At 59.3% G+C, this 22,131-nt stretch carries 26 protein-coding genes and 2 pseudogenes; 14 read left to right on the plus strand and 14 right to left on the minus strand.

The window, feature by feature from the left end; all coding sequences use genetic code 11:
* Positions 1–20 precede the first annotated feature (20 nt).
* Positions 21–764 (minus strand): SDR family NAD(P)-dependent oxidoreductase, encoded by a 744-nt coding sequence (locus NN484_RS08815; RefSeq protein ID WP_127651397.1) that lies wholly within the window; start codon positions 762–764, stop codon positions 21–23.
* A gap of 11 nt (positions 765–775) precedes the next feature.
* Positions 776–1,183, minus strand: a complete 408-nt coding sequence (locus NN484_RS08820; RefSeq protein WP_127651396.1) for a DoxX family protein — start codon at positions 1,181–1,183, stop codon at positions 776–778.
* 95 nt (positions 1,184–1,278) lie between these two features.
* Here NN484_RS08820 and NN484_RS08825 point away from each other — a divergent pair, with 95 nt between their 5' ends.
* Positions 1,279–1,680 (plus strand): winged helix-turn-helix transcriptional regulator, encoded by a 402-nt coding sequence (locus tag NN484_RS08825; RefSeq protein ID WP_127651395.1) that lies wholly within the window; start codon positions 1,279–1,281, stop codon positions 1,678–1,680.
* A gap of 155 nt (positions 1,681–1,835) precedes the next feature.
* Here the strand turns inward: NN484_RS08825 and NN484_RS08830 are convergent, their stop codons facing one another.
* From NN484_RS08830 to NN484_RS08840, 3 genes are all read right to left on the minus strand, one after another.
* Positions 1,836–2,222 carry a cupin domain-containing protein gene (locus tag NN484_RS08830; protein ID WP_127651394.1) on the minus strand — a complete coding sequence of 129 codons (387 nt, stop codon included), beginning with the start codon at positions 2,220–2,222 and terminating at the stop codon, positions 1,836–1,838.
* A gap of 32 nt (positions 2,223–2,254) precedes the next feature.
* Positions 2,255–3,118: an AraC family transcriptional regulator gene (locus NN484_RS08835; protein ID WP_274658908.1), complete on the minus strand. Its 864-nt coding sequence runs from the start codon at positions 3,116–3,118 to the stop codon at positions 2,255–2,257.
* A gap of 70 nt (positions 3,119–3,188) precedes the next feature.
* Complete coding sequence (locus NN484_RS08840) at positions 3,189–3,557, minus strand: hypothetical protein (RefSeq protein WP_274658909.1); 369 nt, start codon at positions 3,555–3,557, stop codon at positions 3,189–3,191.
* Between the two features lie 145 nt (positions 3,558–3,702).
* On the opposite strand from NN484_RS08840, the gene NN484_RS08845 reads away from it, so the two are divergent.
* Positions 3,703–4,242 (plus strand): dihydrofolate reductase family protein, encoded by a 540-nt coding sequence (locus tag NN484_RS08845; RefSeq protein ID WP_274658910.1) that lies wholly within the window; start codon positions 3,703–3,705, stop codon positions 4,240–4,242.
* Positions 4,243–4,342: 100 nt separating this feature from the next.
* Positions 4,343–4,984 carry a LysE family translocator gene (locus NN484_RS08850; RefSeq protein WP_274658911.1) on the plus strand — a complete coding sequence of 214 codons (642 nt, stop codon included), beginning with the start codon at positions 4,343–4,345 and terminating at the stop codon, positions 4,982–4,984.
* A gap of 9 nt (positions 4,985–4,993) precedes the next feature.
* Here the strand turns inward: NN484_RS08850 and yghU are convergent, their stop codons facing one another.
* From yghU to NN484_RS08865, 3 genes are all read right to left on the minus strand, one after another.
* Positions 4,994–5,833 carry a glutathione-dependent disulfide-bond oxidoreductase gene (gene yghU / locus NN484_RS08855; protein ID WP_215499693.1) on the minus strand — a complete coding sequence of 280 codons (840 nt, stop codon included), beginning with the start codon at positions 5,831–5,833 and terminating at the stop codon, positions 4,994–4,996.
* 127 nt (positions 5,834–5,960) lie between these two features.
* A complete protein-coding gene (locus NN484_RS08860) occupies positions 5,961–6,395 on the minus strand; it encodes a hypothetical protein (RefSeq protein ID WP_274658912.1) in 435 nt (144 codons plus the stop codon).
* Complete coding sequence (locus tag NN484_RS08865; protein WP_274658913.1) at positions 6,392–7,363, minus strand: LysR family transcriptional regulator; 972 nt, start codon at positions 7,361–7,363, stop codon at positions 6,392–6,394. The genes NN484_RS08860 and NN484_RS08865 overlap by 4 nt, the downstream gene beginning before the upstream one ends.
* A 126-nt stretch (positions 7,364–7,489) precedes the next feature.
* On the opposite strand from NN484_RS08865, the gene NN484_RS08870 reads away from it, so the two are divergent.
* From NN484_RS08870 to NN484_RS08885, 4 genes and pseudogenes are all read left to right on the plus strand, one after another.
* The gene (locus NN484_RS08870; protein WP_215499700.1) at positions 7,490–7,765 is read left to right on the plus strand and encodes a DUF2798 domain-containing protein; all 276 of its coding nucleotides are present in this window, start codon (positions 7,490–7,492) and stop codon (positions 7,763–7,765) included.
* 127 nt (positions 7,766–7,892) lie between these two features.
* Positions 7,893–8,129: pseudogene (locus NN484_RS08875) on the plus strand (thiamine pyrophosphate-binding protein); the annotation flags it as partial.
* A 217-nt stretch (positions 8,130–8,346) separates the two neighbouring features.
* A pseudogene (locus NN484_RS08880) lies at positions 8,347–8,511 on the plus strand (DNA methylase); the annotation flags it as partial.
* Positions 8,511–9,224, plus strand: coding sequence for a DUF72 domain-containing protein (locus tag NN484_RS08885; protein ID WP_274658914.1), 714 nt, complete (start codon positions 8,511–8,513; stop codon positions 9,222–9,224). The pseudogene NN484_RS08880 and the gene NN484_RS08885, both read left to right, overlap by 1 nt.
* Before the next feature lie 45 nt (positions 9,225–9,269).
* Here NN484_RS08885 and NN484_RS08890 read toward each other — a convergent pair whose 3' ends face one another.
* A complete protein-coding gene (locus NN484_RS08890; RefSeq protein ID WP_127652474.1) occupies positions 9,270–10,088 on the minus strand; it encodes an alpha/beta fold hydrolase in 819 nt (272 codons plus the stop codon).
* Positions 10,089–10,260: 172 nt separating this feature from the next.
* Between NN484_RS08890 and NN484_RS08895 the strand changes: the two genes are divergently transcribed.
* The 4 genes from NN484_RS08895 to NN484_RS08910 all read left to right on the plus strand — a co-directional run bounded on the left by NN484_RS08895 (position 10,261) and on the right by NN484_RS08910 (position 12,402).
* Positions 10,261–10,710 carry a winged helix-turn-helix transcriptional regulator gene (locus NN484_RS08895; RefSeq protein WP_215499704.1) on the plus strand — a complete coding sequence of 150 codons (450 nt, stop codon included), beginning with the start codon at positions 10,261–10,263 and terminating at the stop codon, positions 10,708–10,710.
* 106 nt (positions 10,711–10,816) lie between these two features.
* The gene (locus NN484_RS08900) at positions 10,817–11,365 is read left to right on the plus strand and encodes a hypothetical protein (RefSeq protein WP_127652472.1); all 549 of its coding nucleotides are present in this window, start codon (positions 10,817–10,819) and stop codon (positions 11,363–11,365) included.
* Positions 11,366–11,412: 47 nt separating this feature from the next.
* A complete protein-coding gene (locus NN484_RS08905) occupies positions 11,413–11,823 on the plus strand; it encodes a hypothetical protein (protein WP_274658915.1) in 411 nt (136 codons plus the stop codon).
* A gap of 24 nt (positions 11,824–11,847) precedes the next feature.
* Positions 11,848–12,402: a hypothetical protein gene (locus NN484_RS08910; RefSeq protein WP_274658916.1), complete on the plus strand. Its 555-nt coding sequence runs from the start codon at positions 11,848–11,850 to the stop codon at positions 12,400–12,402.
* A 137-nt stretch (positions 12,403–12,539) separates the two neighbouring features.
* On the opposite strand, the gene NN484_RS08915 is transcribed toward NN484_RS08910, so the two are convergent.
* Positions 12,540–13,583: an LLM class flavin-dependent oxidoreductase gene (locus tag NN484_RS08915; protein ID WP_274658917.1), complete on the minus strand. Its 1,044-nt coding sequence runs from the start codon at positions 13,581–13,583 to the stop codon at positions 12,540–12,542.
* A gap of 139 nt (positions 13,584–13,722) precedes the next feature.
* Positions 13,723–14,208 carry a flavin reductase family protein gene (locus NN484_RS08920; RefSeq protein ID WP_274658918.1) on the minus strand — a complete coding sequence of 162 codons (486 nt, stop codon included), beginning with the start codon at positions 14,206–14,208 and terminating at the stop codon, positions 13,723–13,725.
* A 324-nt stretch (positions 14,209–14,532) separates the two neighbouring features.
* Here NN484_RS08920 and NN484_RS08925 point away from each other — a divergent pair, with 324 nt between their 5' ends.
* Positions 14,533–15,939: a purine-cytosine permease family protein gene (locus tag NN484_RS08925; RefSeq protein WP_274658919.1), complete on the plus strand. Its 1,407-nt coding sequence runs from the start codon at positions 14,533–14,535 to the stop codon at positions 15,937–15,939.
* A 349-nt stretch (positions 15,940–16,288) separates the two neighbouring features.
* The gene (locus tag NN484_RS08930; RefSeq protein ID WP_215499712.1) at positions 16,289–17,389 is read left to right on the plus strand and encodes a polyamine ABC transporter substrate-binding protein; all 1,101 of its coding nucleotides are present in this window, start codon (positions 16,289–16,291) and stop codon (positions 17,387–17,389) included.
* 93 nt (positions 17,390–17,482) lie between these two features.
* Here NN484_RS08930 and NN484_RS08935 read toward each other — a convergent pair whose 3' ends face one another.
* Positions 17,483–18,454, minus strand: a complete 972-nt coding sequence (locus NN484_RS08935) for a TerC family protein (protein WP_274658920.1) — start codon at positions 18,452–18,454, stop codon at positions 17,483–17,485.
* A 203-nt stretch (positions 18,455–18,657) separates the two neighbouring features.
* On the opposite strand from NN484_RS08935, the gene NN484_RS08940 reads away from it, so the two are divergent.
* Positions 18,658–19,368 (plus strand): hypothetical protein, encoded by a 711-nt coding sequence (locus NN484_RS08940; RefSeq protein WP_274658921.1) that lies wholly within the window; start codon positions 18,658–18,660, stop codon positions 19,366–19,368.
* A 105-nt stretch (positions 19,369–19,473) separates the two neighbouring features.
* Here NN484_RS08940 and NN484_RS08945 read toward each other — a convergent pair whose 3' ends face one another.
* Together NN484_RS08945 and NN484_RS08950 are read right to left on the minus strand one after the other, a co-directional pair.
* Complete coding sequence (locus NN484_RS08945; RefSeq protein WP_274659283.1) at positions 19,474–21,186, minus strand: amidase; 1,713 nt, start codon at positions 21,184–21,186, stop codon at positions 19,474–19,476.
* Positions 21,187–21,325: 139 nt separating this feature from the next.
* A complete protein-coding gene (locus NN484_RS08950) occupies positions 21,326–22,114 on the minus strand; it encodes an AraC family transcriptional regulator (RefSeq protein ID WP_274658922.1) in 789 nt (262 codons plus the stop codon).
* Positions 22,115–22,131 lie beyond the last annotated feature (17 nt).

The following is a 22,131-nucleotide window of genomic DNA, read 5'->3' on the forward strand; positions in this document are numbered from 1 at the left end:
TTGGTTTTTGCACAGGACCGTCAGCGGGCGCTGTCGATGATTTGGCCTCCGTCAGGCGTGAGGCTGTATCCCGTCAAGAACTGCGCATCCTTACTGGCGAGAAACAACACCACCGGCGCAATATCCTCTTCCGGTGATCCATAACGACCAAGCACGTTAGTGGGGGCAGGTACATCGACCGCGGTTCCCCACGTGTCAGCGACCGGCATGACATTGTTGACCGTGATCTTGTCAGCGCCCCATTCCCTGGCCGCAGAGCGAGTCAAGGCACGTACGGCTTCCTTTGCCATGTTGTAAGGCGCATAGCCCTGCATGCCAATGACACCGGCCAGGGACGCGAAATTAATAACCCGGCCCTCACCGCTGGCTTTGAGATGGGGATAGCACGCCTGCATCGTTCGCAGATAAGCAATCGGGCCCATTTCGAAATTACGCTGCAACTGCTCGGCTGATAGCTCAATCACCGATGAAAAAACCACAGAAGGATCGAAAGCATTGTTAACCAGAATGTCGATTCGTCCATAGGCAGCCATCACCTTGTCGACAGTGGCAGTAATTTGAACGGGATCAGCGATATCGCAAACGATTCCGAGGGCGATGCCGCCAGCGGCCTGGATCTCGGCAACCACCTGATCAACATTTTCAGCCGTGCGCGAAACGACCGCGACCGTCGCACCCTGCATCGCGAAAAGTTTAGCGATGGCTCGGCCGATACCCCGACCGGCGCCGGTGACAATGGCAACTTTTTCATTGAGTCGAGTCATGTTGTTCCCCATTACTTAAGAGCTTCTTGGATGATCGTTACCGGTGCATAAGGCGATGGATATTCGCGAGCAACGTTTTGTGTCACGAAGGAGGTGGCCAGGAGAATGATTCCTACGGCTGCCGGGATAGAACCTTTGGGTTTGTGAACACCCAGGTGTGCTGATGCTGAGAGCAACAAGTGATAAAGCATGCCGGCATAAGCCAGATCACTGATTGCCACATTGAAGCGCCACAAAATCGCGACGGGTCCCAGTATCTTGACCACGATCATCAAAGGCACCAGATGGGAGGCTGAATAGCCCAACTCCGCTTGTGCGTTGCGAACAAAGTCTCCCTTGGCGATGTACATCAAGGCAGAGGCGAAATAGAGCAACGAAAGCAGCGCCGTGCTAATCCAGTAAATATAATTTTCGATCATGAGGTTTTCCTAAGCAGGTGTTTTTACTTCGGCTTAGGGCGAAGATGTCGTCTAACATGAAAAACCACAAGTAGGATGAAAAACTGGTACTTAGTATGGAAAACCAGACTAATGATGACGGTCAGATCAACATGCACGAGGAAATGCGGCGCGCATTTTCGCTGCTTTCAGGCAAGTGGAAGCTGGAGATCATGTGGATGCTAAATCAGCGAATCTACCGTTTTGGCGAGCTGCGCAAAGCGATCAATGGCATTACACAACACATGCTGACGGCGCAACTTCGGGAGCTTGAGAGCGATGGCTTGATCTCGCGAACGGTCTTCGCAGAAGTGCCCCCGCGCGTGGAGTATGAAATGACAGCAAAAGCACGCGCACTCGGGCCGACGATGGAGGCGCTCGCTCAATGGTGGAATGAATACGGCAAAAGCGTACCGGTGAGGCCTGCCTCACGTGGCCGCAAAGCCAATAAAACCCAGGCGAGTGAGGGACCGATTTGAGTCGGTCTTTGCTGGCGGCCAACGTCTATGCGGCGATGAACCTGAAACTCTTCGAGTTTCTCGACCAGTTGGTTGCGCACTATCAGCGGTAACGCCCAGGGCTGGAAACTCATCAAGTGGCGCCGTCAAACCGCAGCTTCACGGCGCCTTTTTGCTCAGATCCAGACGTCGTTGTCAGCCGTGCGCTCGCCACCCTCGTGCCCGGTGTTGCGCACCCCTCGAGGCTCAATCATCATCAGGCGCGCTTCTCCCTCCGCCGCCGTGCGATGTTCGGTCCCGCGTGGCACGACGTACAGCTCACCCGGCGCGACGTAGACGCTGCCATGGGGCAGATCGATCCGCAGCGTGCCTTCGATCACGATGAAAGCCTCATCGGTTTCCGGGTGGGTGTGCCAAATGAATTCACCTTCGATGCGAACCACCTTGAACTGGTAGTCGTTCATTTCGGCGACCACGCGTGGGCTCCATGGCTGATCGATCAGTGCTGCTTTTTGCGCCAGATTGATGGCGTGCAGATTCGCTTCTTTGCGGGTGTGTGGCATGACGGATCCTCTCTCAAACAGGAGTCGTCAGCCTAGCGAAGGGGCAATTGGCAATGCTTGTACGATCCTGCAAGTTGACGATGTGCCCGGACGCGCTCCAGCCAGCGCGACGGAGACACCCCATAAGTACGGGTGAAGTGCCGGGTCATGTGACTTTGGTCGTGAAAGCCCGCCGCCAGAGCGGCATCCACCAGCGAGAATCGGTCAAGCACCAGCGCGCGGAATACATCCAGACGGCGCAGGGTCACGAAGCGATAGGGACTGGTGCCAAACAGCACTCTGAAGTCCCGGGAAAGGCTCCATTTTTCTCGGCCGCTGGCCTGCTCCAGCATCTCCAGCGTCACGCTCTGATGAAGGTGGGCCATGATGAATTCCCTGGCGCGCTCGGCCGCCGGGTAATCGAGCAGTTTGCGCCCACGAGGCTTACCCGCCACCGCCCGCAGTGCCATTGCCAGATCAAACAGGGCGTCCTGTTCTTCCAGCGGGTCGAGTGAGTGATCCATCGCCTGCACGAACGATTCGCTGGCACGATACAGACGCGGGTCGCTGGAGAGGCCGCCGGCGATAAACGGTAACGGCTCACCCTTCAACACCTGCTGAATCAGGGCCGGGTCGATATAGGCCATTCGATAGCGGAAACCGGCTTCGGTCCCGGCCATGCCGTCGTGCAATTCATCCGGATGCAGCAGCAAGGTGTTTCCCGGCAAACCGTGGCGCAGGGAGCCCTTGTAGTGAAAGCTTTGCACGCCGGAGAGTGTGCGGCCGATCGAATAAGTGTCGTGTCGATGTGGGTGGTAGCCATGGCCGCCAAACCAGGCCTCGATACGTTCTATCCGCCCCGGCTGAGTGCTGCGCAATACCCAGTCGGCGCCTGGATCGGGTCTGGACTGTTCCATGGTTTCACTGTCCCTGAGAGAGAAAACCTGCTGCCAACGATGATAGCGAACCTGATCGCAAGCAAGATGTTTACCGTTGCCCCCGTGTGTTTCGCGCCAGACGCTCACGCCAGTTGCCACCGTGCGTGCGTTGGCACTCTTGCTCGGAGTCGAAGCGCACGCAAGCGTCTGAAGGGGACAGGTCGATGTCGGCTTCCCTCAGCGCGGTGGCAGTCAGCTCGAAGACGCGTGCCTTGGCTTGCGTCAGGGCGAGGGTTTTGTCGGCCTCGGTTTCGAACACCCAGGTGACTGTCAGCGTTGCCGTCAAAGCGCTCAGGTCAGCGGTATGGGTAAGCCAGGTGAAGCCCTTGATTTCAGCTTTTGCGGTTTCACACGCATCGGTGAGCGTGGCAATCAAGCGGCGCTCGATCCTCGCCAGTTCACGTTTTCCAGGGGGCATTTCGGGTTCCTTGCTGACAATGGCCAGCGATCAAAAGCGCTCATCATATCGTGCCGGCGACGTGGTCTGGAGTCGCACACTCAGGTTGCTTTCGAAATTCAGTTGAGGATAACTGGGGCACCGCCCCTCGAATAAGGAGGCCCTGATGGCCACTGCCCACGTGTTCATTGCCGTCAGTCTGGATGGCTTCATTTCGCGCCCGGATGGCGAGATCGACTGGCTTTTACAGCGTGACGATCAGACAGAAGACCATGGCTATTCCACCTTCATTGCCGACAAGGATGTGATCGTGATGGGGCGGGGTACCTATGAGAAGGTGCTGACCTTCGACACATGCTTCTATGATCGGCCCGTGGTGGTGCTGTCCGAACAGTTGGTGGATACACCGGTGCCCGAGGCGCTGCAGGGTAAGCTGCGTTTTTCCAATCACGCGCCCGCCGACCTGATGGCGGAGCTGGCGAGCCAGGGTGTTGCGCGGGTGTATGTCGACGGCGGGCAGATGGTGCAATCCTTCCTGCGCGACGGTCTGCTCGCCGATATGGTCATCACTACGGTTCCCGTGCTGATCGGGTCGGGAAGGTCATTGTTCGGCGCGCTTGCGCAGGACATTGCGTTGGATCTGGTCTCCAGTCACAGTTTTCCTTCGGGCCTGGTGCAGTCAACCTACCGCATCGTGCGCGGCTAGCGCATCGCCTGAACGTGCAGCAACCGGGAAAACAACCCGCAGGCACAGTGACGTGCAGCTGCGGTACCATGCCACACTTCACCACCTACGAGCATTGAAAATGGATTCTCACTCGATTCTGGCCTTCACCCTCGTCGCCGCGATTGCCATCGCCAGCCCCGGGCCTGCGACGCTGATGGCGATCAACAACAGTCTGGCGCACGGGCAGCGCAGCGCGATCTGGTCGTCGCTGGGCAATGCCAGTGGCCTGTTCTGCCTGTCGGCGGCGGCGATGCTGGGGTTGGGCGCGTTGCTGGCGAGTTCCGAGTGGTTGTTCAACGCGGTGAAGATTCTCGGTGCCGGCTATCTGTTCTATCTCGGGCTCAAGCAGTTGTTCAAGAAAGGCCCGATGCTGCCCGACGCTATCGCCGATGACGTGAGCAAGAGCAAACCGAGCCGGATGAAGCTGTACAAGTCGGCATTCCTCACGGCGGTGACCAACCCCAAGGCGACGATGTTTTTCACCGCGCTGTTCCCGCAGTTCATCGATCAGGGTGCGACGTTGTTGCCGCAGTTCCTGATTCTGACTTCGATTTTCATGGCGTTGTCAGTCACGTCGCTGAGCCTGTATGCCGCGCTGGCCTCCCGGGCCAAAGGCGTGCTGACCCGGCCCGCGTTGTCGCGTTGGGTCAACCGGGTAGTGGGCACCACGTTCATCGGTTTTGGTGCGGCGATCTTGACCATGCGCCGGCAAACCGTTTAAGCGCGAGCGTCAATCCAGATCGCTGGCCTGATGCCGCTCGGCGACCTGGCTCGCCTCGTCGCCCCAGGTGCGGTTGACGCGCTGGCCACGAATCACCGCAGGGCGTTGGGCGATTTCCTCTGCCCAGCGCTGCACATGGGTGTATTCCTGGGCCGCTAGAAACTCGGCAGCCGAATACACGTTGTTGCGCACCAGTTGGCCGTACCACGGCCAGACGGCGATGTCGGCGATGGTGTAGCTGTCGCCGGCCAGATAGCGGTTTTCAGCCAGGCGTCGGTCGAGCACGTCGAGCTGACGCTTGGCTTCCATGGTGAAGCGGTTGATCGGGTATTCGAGCTTCTCCGGCGCGTACGCGTAGAAGTGCCCGAAACCGCCGCCCAGATAAGGCGCCGCGCCCATCTGCCAGAACAGCCAGTTGAGGGTTTCGGTGCGGCCGGCCGGATCTTTCGGCAGGAAGGCGCCGAATTTTTCCGCCAGGTACAACAGGATCGAACCGGACTCGAACACCCGAATCGGCGGCTGCGCGCTACGGTCGAGCAGGGCCGGGATCTTCGAGTTCGGGTTGATCTCGACAAAGCCGCTGGAGAACTGATCGCCTTCGTTGATGCGAATCAGCCACGCATCGTATTCGGCACCGGTATGTCCCAGCGCGAGCAACTCTTCCAGCAGGATGGTGACCTTCACGCCATTGGGCGTCGCCAGCGAATACAGCTGCAGCGGATGCTTGCCTACCGGCAGCGTCTTGTCGTGTGTCGGCCCGGCAATCGGGCGGTTGATGCTGGCGAACTGGCCGCCGGACGGTGCTTCGTGTTTCCAGACTTTGGGCGGTACGTAGGGCGCTTTACTCATGAAATGGGCCTCATCGTGGTTTTGCCGATTGATACCTGACAGGTATCAGGTTCGACAGCATAAACGCTCCTGATCACGCTGCGCAGTTCGTGGGGTCAATTGATCCCGCGACCGTCGAGCAAGGTTTTCAGCGAGCAGGGGTATCCGCGTTTCCAACAAAGCTTGTTAGCGAAACCGGGTCGAATGATGTGTTGGCAATCTCGCTGACGTCAGGTTCCAACTGCCATTGATCCGCGCTGTTGGTCATCTGGCGCACAACCCATTGCTGCGGTCCCGTCCAGGATAGCTCGAGGTAAGGGCCTGCCAGCGCTGCGCTGGCAATCAGTAAAGCCACTTCATCCGCCGGACCGGGGCACATGCCCCCGACAGCAAAAGGTACACGCGCAAGCATCAGCTCGTTGAGCAGGCGTACGCGCTCGGCGTGCGACGTGAACGTTATCTTGCGCTCTCCGGCTGCAGCACCGGCAAACATCAGATAGCCCGTCGTCGAGTCGGTCGAGTTGATCGACGCCAGATGTACGGGTGGCTGTCCTGAGCCTTTTGCATAACGTGGCGTGTTCACTGCAAATCCTTTTCAGTGGGTGTGTGAAACGATGGGGCCAAAGCATTTTCCATCGGCCAGCGCCGCTTCAAGTGCTCGGTCAAATAATCCATGAAGGCTCTGACCTTCGGCGTCAGCGCCGCACGCTCCTGCACGCAGGCATAGATGTCCATCGGCTCGACATACGCGTGGGCTTCACCTGGGCGATGTTCAAACAGCGGCACCAGTTGACCGTTTTCGAGATAGGGCGCGGCGACGAATTCGGCCAGGCGCGTGATGCCCGCGCCGTTGACTGCCATTTGCGCCAGGGCGTCGATGTCGTCGCTGATGGCGGTGGCGTTGATCGGGGCGTCGTAGTGCTGGCCGTTGCGGATCAAACCCCAGCGCAGAAAGCGTCCGTCCAGTGGATAGCGGAACGCCAGGCAGGCGTGGTGCTGCAGCTCTTGCGGTGATTGCGGCACACCGGCGCGTGCAAGGTAGGCGGGGGCGGCGCAGAAGATGAAGGGCAGGGAAACGATCCTGCGCGCGACAATGCCGTCCTCCAGTTGCGGCTTGATCCGCAGGCTCAAGTCGATGTTGTCCTGGATGTGATTGATCTTGCCATTGGTGGTCGACAGCTCCAGCAGCAAGCGCGGGTGCAGCGCTGCGAAACCGGCGATCAGCGGGGCCAGCACGTGGCGGCCGAACGCGGAGGTGGAGGCGATGCTCAAGCGGCCTTGCAGCTCGCCTTGATCGCTGATGATCGAGCTCTGCGCCGACTCCAGGTCCGCTGCGATGCGTTTGACCTTTTCGTAGTACTGCGCGCCGTTCTCGGTCAGGGCCATGCGGCGAGTGGTGCGTTGCAGCAGGCGTACGCCGAGGTGGGTTTCGAGGCGATTGAGGGTCTGGCTCACGGCGGCGGCACTGACGCCCAGGGTCCTGGCGGCGCCGACGATGGAGCCGGCTTCAACCACTTTGATAAAACTGGCAATCGCCGCCAACAGATTCATCCGTGCTCCGCCGAGTGGGTTCGATTCGTAAGTGCTGCTTTATAAAGTACCTGCGGCGAACCGTCTAGTTGGGGGCAGGGGGCTTTGCTAAGGTGCCGGCTCCCTGTCAATGGATGGCTAAGTCACATGAATCAAAGAGCAACCCCCGATGTCTTGTATGCCTCGCGTCGCAAGCTGTCGGCACGGGCGACGCCCTATGTGTTTGCGCTGTACATGGCGACGATCATGGCGTTCCTGATGTCGCTGGTGATCACCGCCGCCAACGCCGGCATTGATAACGACTACCTGAATAATGCGCTGCATGCCTACAAGCTGGCGATGCCTGTGGCGTTTCTGTGCATCCTCGTGGTGCGGCCGATCGTGATCAAACTGGTGTCGATGACGGTGCATCCGCATCGTTGATTCATACCCCGGCCAGTGGCAAAAACAATCGAAACTTCACGCGTGCCGCGACTGTCCAGACCCTTGTATCGCCCGGCGGATATCTCGCCGGGCAGGCTTCATGCATCGGTGACAGGCGAGGAACGAGATGACGACGACAGTGGGATATTTTCTGGTGGAGCGGCTCAGCCAATGGGGCGTCACGCGGATTTTTGGTTATCCGGGAGACGGCATCAATGGCGTGTTCGGCGCGCTCGCCCGAGCCAATGGCAAGATCGAATTCGTTCAGGCGCGGCACGAAGAAATGGCCGCGTTCATGGCCTCGGCACCGTCGCAAGTGCGCCATCTGCTTGATCGTGCGGTGCGCACGGCGGTTGGCGAGCGTCCTCCCGGGCAAGAAGTAACCCCTGTAGGAGCTGCCGCAGGCTGCGATCTTTTTAATGGCAAAGCAAAAAATCGCTGTTGCGGCCAGCGAGTAGTTGCCACGCCAAACCCACCATGGGCCTCTCAAGCGAAAGCCCTTTCAAGCCGCGAGCGATCACCCGATGAGCAAAACCGTCAGCGCCCACGACCTGCATATCAACCTTGACCCGGTGAGTGAGGCCCTGGCGGCGCGGCTCAATAATGAATACGCCGGCAAGGTTGGCAACATCATCAAGGCCAGCGCCGATCCCGCCGATTTCGAACGGCGTCTGGCGGCGTTCGACGGGATCGGCCCGAAGATCGTGGAGATTTTCAGGCGTGAAGCGGCGAAGGTACTTTTTTAATGTTCATCGGTTGCGCGGGCTGGAGCCTGGGGCGTGAGTATTGGCCGCTGTTTCCGGCCGAGGGCACGCATCTGCAACGTTATGCGGCGCGCTTCAATTGTGTGGAAATCAACAGCTCGTTTTATCGTCCGCATCGGCGTCAGACCTATGCGCGCTGGGCGGATTCGGTGCCGCAGGGTTTTCGTTTTTCGGTGAAGGTGCCGAAGCGGATCACCCATGAATTGCGTTTGCAGAACTGTGATCAGGCGCTGGATGAGTTCCTCGGGCAGTGCGAGGGATTGGCCGATCGGCTGGGATGTTTGCTGGTACAACTTGCGCCTTCGCTGGCATTCGAGCCGGCAAGCGCTGAAGCTTTTTTCGTCGCCTTGCGCCAGCGATTCGACGGTGACGTGGTGCTTGAGCCACGGCATGAATCGTGGGTTACCGCGGAGCCCCTGTTGCGGGCGTATCGGATTGCGCAGGTAGTGGTCGATCCGTCGCGGATCAGTACCGATGGTTCGGTGCAGGGCTGGGCGGGTGTGCGCTATTGGCGATTGCATGGCTCCCCACGCATCTATCACAGCGCCTACGATGAGGGTTATCTGCAAGCGTTGGCACAGCAGATGAAAGTCGCGGCAGCAGAAGGCGCCGCGACCTGGTGCATCTTCGACAACACCGCCAGTGGCGCCGCGTTGGGTAACGCGTTGGCACTGGCTGCGTTGATGGCAGATTGAGTCAGACGGACAAGTGCTCGTAGAAGATTGTCACGCCGACGATCATCAGCGGTTCAGAAACGCCAGCAGGTCTTCATTCAGCGCCTCGCTGTGCGTCACGGCAAAACCGTGCGGCGCACCGGCGTAGACTTTCAACTCGGCGCCTTTGATCATTGCCGCCGCCTGTTTGCCGGTGGTTTCTATTGGAACGATCTGATCGCCGTCACCGTGGATCACCAGGGTCGGCACATCGATCTTCGCCATGTCCGGGCGGAAGTCGGTTTCGGAGAACGCGGTGACGCAATCCACGGTGCCTTTCAACGACGCCAGCAAGGCCACGTTCAGGGTTTGCGTCAGCACGCCGTCGGAGACTTTCTGGCCCTGATTGGTGCCGTAGAACGGTGCCGCGAAGTCGGCGATGAACTGCGCGCGATCCTTGAGCAGGCCGGCTTTGATCCCGTCGAACACCGAGGTGTCGACGCCTTGCGGGTAATCGGCTTTTTTGCCGAACAACGGCGTCACCGCGCCGAGCAGCACCAGACCGGCAACGCGTTCGGTGCCGTGACGGGCGATGTAGCGGCTGACGTCGCCGCCGCCCATGGAGAAGCCGACCAGGGTCACATCGCGCAGGTCGAGGTGCTGGATCAGTTGCGCGATGTCATCGGCAAAGGTGTCGTAGTCATAACCGTTCCAAGGTTGGTCGGAGCGGCCGAAACCACGGCGGTCAAAAGCAATCGTGCGGTAGCCGCGACTGCTCAGGTATTCCATCTGGTATTCCCACATGTCGGCATCCAGCGGCCAGCCATGGCTGAACAGCACGGGCTTGCCGCTGCCCCAGTCCTTGAAGTAGATCTCGGTGCCGTCATCGGTAGTGAATGTGCTCATGGAAACTCCTTGCTTGAGTGGGCGTTGGGGAGGGGCGGTAAAAGCAGGATTCACTATCCGCGTAATCGACCGTGGCCACTTGTATGCAGGTGCTGCGCTGTCGGCGTGGTTCTTTTCCGCTAGCACAGTTGTAAGATGCAACCACACGCCAGGATTGAAGGAGAAACTCCCTGTGAAGCGCAAAAGCCTGCACGGCAACGCTTGCCCGGTCGCCCGCACGCTGGACCTGATCGGCGACTGGTGGTCGCTGCTGATCATCCGCGATGCGCTGGAGGGCATTCGCCGCTTCAGCGATTTCCAGAAGAACCTCGATATTGCGAAGAACATGCTCAGTGCCCGGCTCAAGAGCCTGGTGGAGCAGGGGATCCTGCAAACGGTGCCGGCAGCCGATGGCGGCGCCTACAAGGAATACGTGCTGACAGAGCGCGGCAAGGCCTTGCAGACAGTGATTGTCGCGCTGTCGCAGTGGGGCGCAGAGCATATGTACGCGCCGGGTGAGCCGGGCTCGGTGATGGTCGATGCAAAAAATCGCCAGCCGATTCGCACGCTGCAATTGATGTCGGCCGACGGCCGCTTGCTCGCACCGGACGAGGTAGCGACGCAGTTTGGCGTTGAGCACTGAGATAACGACCGCAACATAGGTTTGACGTCAAAATGATGGCCATCTAATATCGCGGCGTTGTTTTGAGGTCATTCCCAGTCCTGTTGTGCTCAATAGAGATTTCTACGTGAAAAAACGTGTGCTCGTGACGCTGACCCTGCTGCTTGCGCTGTCAGGTTGCCATTCCAATGTGCGTAACTCTTCTCCCAGCCTGCTGAAAGACGGCATCCAGCTGCATCAAGACAAAGTGGTGGTGGACGCCCAGCACGCCAAGGTCATCATGAAGTCTTCTGGCGGCACCTATCCGGTGGAGTTCTCCATTCGCCGCGCCGATGATCCCGACCAGCGCATGGAGGTGCTTGGCACCGTGGTGGATTCAGGTCGCGGCAAGGTCTTCGGCTGGATCGCCAACCTCAATGAAGTGGCCAACAGCGCCACGGTCAAACGCTTTCCGCAACTCGAAGCACAAGCCGACGCTGATAAGCCGTTTGAGGTTTCGGGGTATTCGAACAGCCGGGTGACTGCGGGGATTTATACCTGTGGGCCACTGAAGACCACGTTCACTCCCCAGCGGGGCAAGGTGTATCAGGTGGAGTTCCAGTTCAACGGTGAGCTTTGCGAGCAGCATGTCTACGACGTTACCCAACCCCAGCAACGCATCCCTGTCGCGGGTTGATCCTGCAACGCGCCGCACTGAATTCAGTTGAAGAAAGGACATACCACGTGAAACGGAATCTCTCCCTGGCCCTTATCGTCCTGGCGGCAACGCTGGGTGGCTGCGCCGTCAACAAACCGAGCACCGATCCAGCCTTGATCGGTGCGTGGAAAGGTGTACGGGCCGAAAACGGCAAATGCCAGTTCCTCTCCTGGAAAAACAACTTCAAACCTGACGGCACCTTCACCATCACCTTCTTCCGGGATGCCCAGCAGACCCAGGCGATCCAGTCCGAACACGGCACCTGGAAGGCGGCCAATGGCAAGAACGAGTTGCGAACCGCCGGCGTTCCTCTGCCCGATATCTACACCTACACGTTGATCAATGCCGACACGGTGCATTACGTCAATGTGGCGAAGGACCCGTCGGGCGATTGTCAGGAAGACTACGAGTTCACTGAGCATCGTATTCGCGGTTAAGCTGGTTTGAAAAAGGACGACTTGATGCGTTATCTGGCATCCACGATTCTCATGGGGCTGATGGCACTGCTGTCAGGCTGTAACACCACGCCGTACGACAAAGCGACGATTTACTACGACCGTACACAGTTCCCCGCACAAATCGTAAAAGACGACCCATCGCTGAGTGATCCGATTCTTCAGCACGGGCGCTGCTCATTGATTGTCTCCACGCCTGGGTCGAACACCGGCAGTTATTACTTCTGCACCTACGCACTCACTGCCAAAGGGATTTATGTGCAGGGATGGGATGCCAAGGCGCTCAAGTATGAGGAGATCATGCACGTTGATTTTGCGACGCTGAGAAAGATTTCTCTGGCTTCATTTCTGCGTACAAACCAGCTTCAGTTGACGGAAGAGCGTCGGCAGAGTGCGTTGAGTGCCTGTATCGATGAAGGCGGGTATATCGATACTGCCGCCACTGAGCGGCTGTTCGAAACCATCAAAGGCAAGGGCGTTGCCGTGGTGAAAAGCGAAGGCATGATGAACCCGCCTGCGCCACCTTCGCCTGTTTTCGTTCCAATCATTATTCCGCGGTGATCTGATCACCGATGCGTTGCGCAGACAGCAACAATCCCTGAGACGCGGAAATTCCCGGGGTGAAGAACCCACTCAAAAGTAAGTGCCCCGAACAATGTCGGGGCGTTTTCACTCACCGGGTTTGAACGGTAAAACGTTTACCGAAACGCCGGCACCACATGCTTGATAAACAGCTCCAACGACTTCTTCTTCTCCGCATGCGGCAAGCTGTTGTCACACCAGAAACTGAACTCATCCACCCCCAGTTCCTGGTAGTACTTGATGCGCGGGATGATCTCTTCCGGCGTACCGATCATTGCAGTCTTGTGCAGGCTCTCCAGCTCAAACTCCGGGCGTCCGGCGAACTTCTCTTCCGGGCTCGGGGCGAGGAAGCCGTTGACCGGGGTTTGCTTGTTGCCGAACCACGCATCGAAGGTGCGATAGAAACGCGAGATCGCCTTGGCGCCGACTTTCCAGCCGTCCGGATCGTCAGCGGTGTGCACGTGGGTGTGGCGTAGCACCATCAGTTGTGGGCGCGGGACGTCGGGGTTGTTGTCCAGGGCGGTCTGGAATTTGTTCTTCAGGTCGACGACTTCTTCGTCGCCTTTCATCAACGGCGTGACCATCACGTTGCAGCCGTTGGCCACGGCGAAGTTGTGCGAGTCCGGGTCGCGGGCGGCGATCCACATTGGCGGGTTGGGCTTCTGCACCGGCTTCGGCACGCTGGTCGAGGTCGGGAATTTCCAGAGGTCGCCGTCGTGGGCGTAGTCGCCTTGCCACAGGGCGCGGACCACCGGGACCATTTCGCGCAGGGCCTGGCCGCCGCTGGAGGCAGGCATGCCGCCGGCCATGCGATCGAATTCAACCTGATAGGCGCCACGGGCCAGACCGACTTCCATGCGCCCGTTGCTGATGACGTCGAGCAGGGCGCATTCACCGGCGACCCGCAGAGGGTGCCAGAACGGCGCGATGATGGTGCCGGCGCCGAGGCGAATGGTGGTGGTTTTGGCGGCGAGGTAGGCCAACAGCGGCATTGGACTCGGCGAAATGGTGTATTCCATGGCGTGGTGTTCGCCGATCCACACGGTGCTGAAACCGCCGGCCTCGGCCATCAAGGTCAGCTCGGTCAGGTCTTCAAACAGTTGGCGGTGGCTGACGCTTTCGTCCCAGCGTTCCATGTGAATGAACAGGGAAAATTTCATGACGCTTCCTCGGATCTTTTATTGTTGAGGCTACAAAACTTGTAGGAGTGAGCCTGCTCGCGATAGCGGTTTATCAGATGTCGATGTGTTTTCTGACACACCGCTATCGCGAGCAGGCTCACTCCTACCGTTATTCCATTCAGGCCAGAACGGGCAGGGCGCCCATCTTGCCGTGGCAATACACCAGCGGCCCGGAGTGCTGCTCCGGGACAATCAGATTCTTTACCGCGCCGACCATGATCGCGTGGTCGCCACCTTCATATTCGCGCCACAACTCACACTCGATGATAGCCGTCGCATTGGCCAGGATCGGGTTGCCCAGCTCGCTCAATGTCCACTCGATACCCTGCGCCTTGTCCTTGCCTTTACGGGCGAAGGCGTAAGCCTCGCTTTGCTGGCCGCCGGACAGAACGTGGATCGCGAAGCGTTTGTTCTTGATCAGCACGGGATAGGAGTCGGAACTGTAGTTGGGGCAGAACAGTACCAGCGGCGGGTCCATCGACAGTGAACTGAAGGCGCTGGCAGTGAGGCCGACGATCTGGCCGTCGTCATCCAGGGTGGTGATGACGGTTACGCCGGACGGAAACGAGCCCATGACTTGTTTGTAGATGGCAGCATCGATCATTGGACGGTCCTCGGGTGTTGTGACGCGATTTTTATGTATTTGTTGGTCTGATGGTATACCAGTATTTTATCTTTGCAAGGGCTTTTAGGCTGAACCGATAAACCTGGGGCATTCGTCGGAAACTCAGCGTTTATTGGGCTTCTGGCTGGCCTGCAGCCCGCGGTATCAGTGAGGATGGCGTATCAGATAGCGCCGTAAACTACGGATCAGTCTTGTGAAATGTTTGGAATACCATAATATGGTCTGCATCTGAGGGGTGGCCATAGAGTCCCCCCGGTTTGGCTTCATACAAAGATAAGAACAGACAAACTCGAGTTCATGCATATGTCCCAGATGTCCCGGCAAGATCCGTTGATCGAGAATCACACGGTCGACTACGTCCCACTCGCGGAACGCCACGGGAAGGCCCGCGACCTTTTCACCTTATGGTTCAGCACCAACATCGCGCCACTGCCCATCGTCACCGGCGCCATGGTGGTTCAGGTGTTTCATCTCGATTTGTTCTGGGGGCTGCTGGCGATTGCGCTCGGGCATCTGATCGGCGGGGTGGTGATTGCCTTGGCGTCGGCGCAAGGCCCGCGCATGGGCATTCCGCAGATGGTCCAGAGTCGTGGTCAGTTCGGGCGTTACGGCGCGCTGTTGATCGTGTTCTTTGCGGCGCTCATCTACATCGGTTTCTTCATTTCCAACATCGTCCTCGCCGGTAAATCGATTGTCGGCGTTGCGCCGTCGGTTCCGGCGTCGCTGAGCATTTTGATCGGCGCGCTGGCGGCCACGGCGATTGGCGTGATCGGCTACAACTTCATCCACACGCTCAACCGCATCGGTACCTGGGTGATGGGCGGTGCGCTGCTCGCCGGTTTCATCTACATCTTTGCCCACGACTTGCCGGCGGACTTCCTGACTCGCGGCAGCTTCAATCTGTCGGGATGGCTGGCGACGGTGTCGCTGGGGATCATCTGGCAGATCAGCTTCTCGCCGTACGTGTCCGACTATTCACGTTACCTGCCGGCGGATATCGGTATCGCCAAACCGTTTTGGGCCACTTACCTGGGGGCGACGCTGGGCACGATTCTGTCGTTCAGCTTCGGCGCCGTGGCGGTGCTGGCAACGCCGGAAGGCACCGAGGCGATGGTCGCGGTCAAGCAGTCCACCGGGTGGCTGGGGCCGATTCTGATGGTGTTGTTCTTGCTCAACATCATCAGCCACAACGCGCTGAATCTGTACGGCGCGGTGTTGTCGATCATCACCTCGATCCAGACATTCGCCAGCCAGTGGACGCCGAGCATCAAGGTGCGCGTGGTGTTGTCGAGCGTGGTGCTGGCAGGGTGCTGCGTGGTGGCGCTCGGTGCTTCGGCGGATTTCATCTCCCGGTTCATCGGGCTGATTCTCGCGTTGCTGTTGGTGCTGGTGCCGTGGGCGTCGATCAACCTGATCGACTTCTACTTGATCAAGCGCGGCGCGTATGACATCACTTCGATCTTCCGCGCAGACGGCGGTATCTACGGACGCTTCAACCTGCACGCGATCATTGCCTACTTCATCGGCATCATCGTGCAGCTGCCGTTCGCCAACACCTCGTTGTACGTCGGGCCGTACGCCAACCTGGTGGAGGGTGCGGACCTGTCATGGCTGTTCGGCCTGGTGGTGACGGTGCCGCTGTATTACTGCCTCGCCACGCGCGGGCAGACCCGGCAGAGCAGGGCGGCGCGGTTGGGTTACGCTGACTGACCCAATCATCAATAAAACTGTGGCGAGGGAGCAAGCTCCCGCCGGACTGCGCAGCAGGCCCCTGCTTTTCTATAGCGAAGAGCGAGGTCCGCTGCGCGGCCCAGCGGGAGCAAGCTCCCTCGCCACAAATGATTTTTCCCCAGCCCTGCTGCATTCGTGCGGTCATTCAAATTGGCCATTTCGATCCCCTTTTGGCCCATCACCCACTGTGCCGCGCCCTCGCTCTCGGCAAGAATCAAAGCCACAACGAAACGCTGGACTTTCCTTGCCCTTGGCTACCTTTACAGCCGCTGCCGTGTACAGAACATAAAAACCATCGATCTCACGTCGCATTCCGGGGAAACAAACCATGGTCACGATCAAACGCATTCTGGGTGCCACCGTGTGTGGGCTGACGCTGCTGGCCAGCGCGGTGCACGCCGAACAGCGCGAACTGCGGGTGTACAACTGGGCGGATTACATCCTGCCGTCCGTGCCCAAGGATTTCGCCGCGAAAACCGGCATCAAAGTGACCTGGGACACCTTTGACACCAACGAATCGCTGGAAGCCAAGTTGCTCACCGGCAACTCCGGCTATGACCTGGTGGTGCCGTCGAACCAGTTCATCGACACCCAGATCAAGGCTGGCGTGTTCCAGAAGCTCGACAAGTCGAAACTGCCGAACTGGAGCCACCAGGATCCGGCGCTGCTCAAGCTGCTGGACGCCAACGACCCCGGCAACCAGTACGGCGTGCCCTACATGTACGGCACGGTACTGATCGGCTTCAACCCGGCCAAGGTCAAGGCAGCACTGGGCGACAATGCGCCGGTGGACAGTTGGGACCTGGTGTTCAAGCCCGAGAATATGGAGAAACTCAAATCCTGCGGCGTGGCGATGCTCGACTCGCCTTCGGAGATTCTGCCGCTGGCCCTGCATTACCTCGGCCTCAATCCGAACAGCCAGAACCCTGCCGACTATGAAAAAGCCAAGGACCTGATGCTGAAGATTCGCCCTTACGTGACCTACTTCAACTCGGCCAAGTACATGACCGACATCGCCAACGGCGACATCTGCGTGGCCATCGGTTACTCGGGCAGCTTCTATCAGTTCGGCAACCGCGCCAAAGAAGCGGGTAACGGTGTGGTGGTCGACTGGCGTCTGCCGAAGGAGGGCGCGCCGATCTGGTTCGACACCTTCGCGATTCCGAAGAGCGCGAAGAATGTCGCAGAAGCGCATGAGTTCCTCAACACGCTGCTCGACCCGAAAGTGATTGCGCCGATCAGTGATTTCCTCGGTTACCCGAACGTGAACAAGGATTCGATGCCGCTGGTGAACAAAGACATCACCGGCAACCCGAACCTGACGCCGACCAGCGAAGCGCTGAAAACCCTGTACGTGGTGCAGCCGTTGCCACAGAAACTGGAACGCGTCCGTACCCGGGTCTGGACCAGCATCAAATCCGACAAGTAACCGCACACCCCCTGTAGGAGCTGCCGAAGGCTGCGATCTTTTGACTTTTGTTCCTGAAAAACAAGATCAAGAGATCGCAGCCTGCGGCAGCTCCTACAGGGTTTGGTTTTCTTCGCGGGTGACGATCAGGCTCAATATCACCGACCCAAAAATCACCCCGCCCACCACTGCCAGCGACCACTCCACCGGCATGTGAAACCACGGCATCAGCGTCATCTTGCCGCCGATGAATACCAGCACGATCGCCAGTCCGTACTTGAGCAGATGGAAGCGGTCGGCCATGTCCGCCAGCAGGAAGTACAGCGCCCGCAGGCCCATGATCGCGAAGATGTTCGAGGTGAAAACAATGAACGGGTCGGTGGTGACGGCGAAGATCGCCGGGATGCTGTCGACCGCGAACATCAGGTCGCTGGCCTCGATCAGCACCAGCACCAGAAACATCGGCGTCGCCCAGCGTACGCCGTTGTGCCGCACAAAAAAGCGTTCGCCATGAAAGCCGCTGGTAATCCGCAAATGCCCGCGCACCCAGCGCAGCAACGGGTTGTTGTCGAGGTCCGGTTGATGCTCGGCGAACATCAGCATCTTGACCCCGGTGATGATCAGGAACACCCCGAAGGCATACAGCAGCCATTCGAACTGCGACACCAGCCACACGCCGGCAAAGATCATCGCCGCACGCATCACGATCGCCCCGAGCACGCCGTACAGCAGCACTCGGCGTTGCAGTTCCGGCGGCACGGCGAAGTAGCTGAAGATCATCACGAAGATGAACATGTTGTCGATCGACAGCGATTGTTCGATCAAGTAACCGGTGATGAATTCCAGGGTCTTGCGCTGGGCGATCTCCGCGCCGAACTCGCCGTTGAGGTACCACCAGAGTAATCCGGCGAATGCCATTGCCAGCGCGCACCAGGCGATCACCCAACAGGACGCTTCCCGCACTGAAACGCGGTGCGCCTTGCGTCCGCCGAAGACGAACAGGTCCAGTGCAAGCATCGCGAGGACGAAAACGATAAAGGCGCCCCACATCCATGGTTCGCCGATATTGATGTTGGTGGTTGGCATGGCTGGCTCCCTGGCTTTTATTGAATTAGGGTCAGGCGGCGTCATGCTAGCGGTGAGTTCGGTTGTAAGAAAAATCGCTTATTTCTGATGGATAGTTCGGGAAAAGCGAAGTGTCGTACTGACGACGCGCCTATAACGGTATGATCATCGCGTTCATAGGTTCGGGCGAATGCCTTGTCCGGCAACGAAAGGGAGTTTCGTAATTGAATCAGCCAGTCAGTGAGTTGCGTGCTGAAGAGGGCCTGGAGCGCTACCGGAAATATTTGCGCATCGAGGTTTCACTATTTATTGCAGCGATGCTCGGCGCGTTCGTGCTCAATGGCTACGCTCATCTGGAAAAATATTATCTGATACTGGATGTGCCAATCGACCGCTTGAATATCAGTGGTCAAAAGCTGGCTGCGTATGGCGCCGCCGGACTTGGCTCGATGATCAGCGCGTTACTGTTCGCCATAGCATTTGTTATTGCCGTTTCATTAATCATTGCTTTGACTGAGCAGCCGGGGAGGCCATCGGTATCCCAGACAAGCTCTCCACGGCTGGCGAGGTTTCGCCAACGTGCAAGTGAATTGAACATCGTGTTCAAACTCTTCGCGTTCTCCGCAATCCTGGCCGGATTCTCCATCATGGCTTGGTATCTGACTGTCCACGTACCCTCAATGTCGGGCAGGAAATCTGCTTTGGATACTGCCGCAACGTGCGAGGAGCGCACCTTGACCTTCCGCAGTCTGGACCGCTACACCGCTTGCCAGGTCGCAGAGTCAGAAGACATGTTGTATCTGCTCAAACGCGACTCTAAAAACAAGACCGAGGTTTCGTTCTATACCTTCCAGATTCCCAAAGCCGGCCTCGTTGAAAGTAAGGGGGAAAGCAGGAAAATGAAATTCGATTCGGATGATGACGACGGGAAATAACACGACTGTCGGCACCATGACCGATCAAGTGTGCGCACCTGTTCGGTCATCTCAAGTGCCCTGTGAGGAGGCAGCAGCTTGCCTCCTTTCGTCTATTCGGACTCGTTAGTTGCCAGGCACCAACGCCGGAGTACGCGGCGGCACCTGACGTTTCGATCCCGTAGCCTCAAACGCCGAGGCCAGGCGCAGCAGGTTCGAGTCATCGTAGGCGCGACCGGCGAAGGTCAGGCCGACCGGCATGCCGATGTCGGCCATGATCCCCATCGGTACGGTGACGGTCGGTACGCCGAGGTGACGGATCGCCAGGTTGCCGTTGGCGACCCAGATGCCGTTGCTCCAGGCGATGTCCGCCGATTCCGGATTGATATCGGCATCCGCCGGGCCAACGTCGGCGTTGGTCGGGAACAGCACCGCGTCGAGTTTGAGCGTGTCCATCCAGTCTTCCAGATCAAGCTTGCGGGTCTTTTCCAGGCCGGGCAGGCCGTCCGGCAGGGTCGGGATCTGGTCCCACGGGGTGATGCCGCGCTCGGCCATGCGCACGTATTCGTCCATGCCGGCGGCCAGGTCGCCTTCACGGTTGGGCAGGGTGCCCGGGTCGTGCGGGAAGATCTTCGGTCCGTCGACGTCGGCCAGACGGTTGAGTTTCGGATCGCCGTTGGCGCGCAGGAAGTCGTCGAAGGCCCAGGCCGACAGGTCCCACAGTTCGTGGTGCAAGAACTCCTTGGAGACGATGCCGCGATTGAACACGGTCGGCGCGCCAGGGCGGTCGCCTTCGCAGTTGGAGACCAACGGGAAATCCACTTCGATGACTTCGGCGCCGGCCGCTTCCAGAGCCGCGCGGGCCTGTTTCCACAGGTCGATCACCGATGGGCGGGTGTTGATGCGTTGCCCGGTCGGGCCACCGATGCCCGGCGCTTCGCTGGTGCCGGCTTCCGGGTCGGCGTTGATGTACATCTTCGGCACGCCGAGGCGTTTGCCGGCCAGTGCTGCTGGCTTTACCGCCAGTTCGGCGTAGGAGGCCGGGCGCACCGCGTCGACGCTCGGGATCGGCACCCACGGCTGCAGGCGCCACAGATCGCCACGGGTGTCGGGGTCTTCAGCGACCACCACGTCCAGCACTTCGAGCAGATCGGCCATGGTCCGTGCGTAGGGCACGACCACGTCCATGGTCGGTGTCAGCGGCCAGTTGCCGCGCACCGAAATCACTCCGCGCGACGGCGTGTAGGCGCACAAACCGTTGTTCGACGCCGGGCCGCGACCACTCGACCAGGTCTCTTCTGCCAGACCGAAGGCCGAGAAACTCGCGGCGGTGGCAGTGCCGGCGCCGTTGGACGAGCCGGAGGCGAACGGTGCGGTCAGGTAGGCTGCGTTGTACGGGCTCTCGGCCCGGCCATAGACGCCACGCTGCATGCCGCCATTGGCCATCGGCGGCATGTTGGTCTTGCCCAGGCAGATCGCCCCGGCGGCGCGCAGGCGTTCGATGGTGAACGCATCGCGATGTGCCACCAGCTCGGCAAACGCCGGGCTGCCCGAGGCAGCGGTCAGCCCCTTGACCAGATAGCTGTCCTTGGCGGTGTAGGGGATGCCGTCGAGCGGGCCGAGGGTTTCGCCCTTGGCCCGGCGCGCATCGGAGGCCCGGGCCTCGGCCAGTGCCTCGGGATTGCGCACTACGACGGCATTGAGCGCCGTCGCGGTGGTCGGGCCGTCGTAGGCGTCGATCCGGGCCAGATAGGCCTGCACCAGTTCAACCGCGGTGGTCTGGCCGGCTTCGAGCGCCGCGCGTAATTGAGCAATGGAGACTTCAGTGACTTCGATCATGCTGTTACCGCCGACAGGTTCGCTAAAGGGGTGGGTCATTATGGTTATCGTCGAAACGTGTAAAGAATTCCGTATGGGCGAAACTCTACCCTGAACTTTGCCGAATGGCATGTGCTAATTCGATAAATATCGACAAAAATCAGCGAAAGAATTCTCCCGGTGTCTCGCCAAACTGTTGCCGGAACGCGGCAATGAACGCCGAGGTCGAGTCATAACCGCAGGCCAGAGCCACGTCGGTGACGCGTTCGCCGCGTTCCAGCGGGGTCAGCGCGCCCAACAGACGCAAGCGCTGGCGCCAGGCGCGGAAGGTCAGGCCGGTGTCGCGTAAAAACAGCCGGCTGAGGGTTTTTTCGGTGACGCCGAATTTGTCGCTCCAGTGCTGCAGTGTGGTCTGCTGTTCCGGATGTTGCTCCAGGCTTTGATAGATCTGCCGCAGACGGCTGTCCTGGGGCAGCGGCAGCATCAGATCGATCTGCGGCGCCTCGGCCAGTTGATCGAGGATCACCTGGGCCAGTCGGCCGTGCGCGCCGGTCTCGTCGTATTCCACTGGCACCCGACTGAACGCGCGAATCAGCTCGCGCAACAGGTCGCTGACGCCGAGCACGTGGCAGCGCTCAAGTGCCCAACCGGCCACGCTGCAATCGATGTACAGGCTGCGCATTTCCGTGTGCGGCGAGCTGAACACACGATGCGGCACGCCTGCCGGAATCCACACCGCGCGCTCCGGTGGCGCGACGAAACGCCCGGCGCCGGTCTGCACTTCGAGCACGCCCTGAATTGCGTACGACAATTGCACCCACGGGTGACTGTGACGCCGGGTCAGTGCGCGATTGGGCAGCGATTCGGTGCGCCCGTACAGCGGACGCGGCAGGCTGGGCAGCCCGGGAATGCTGCGCCGGAAGCTTTTCTCATGTCCTTTAGGCGGCATCTACTGGCTCTTCGGCG

Origin of the sequence: Pseudomonas serboccidentalis (assembly GCF_028830055.1) — a bacterium.
Classification (GTDB): Bacteria; Pseudomonadota; Gammaproteobacteria; order Pseudomonadales; family Pseudomonadaceae; genus Aquipseudomonas; species Aquipseudomonas serboccidentalis.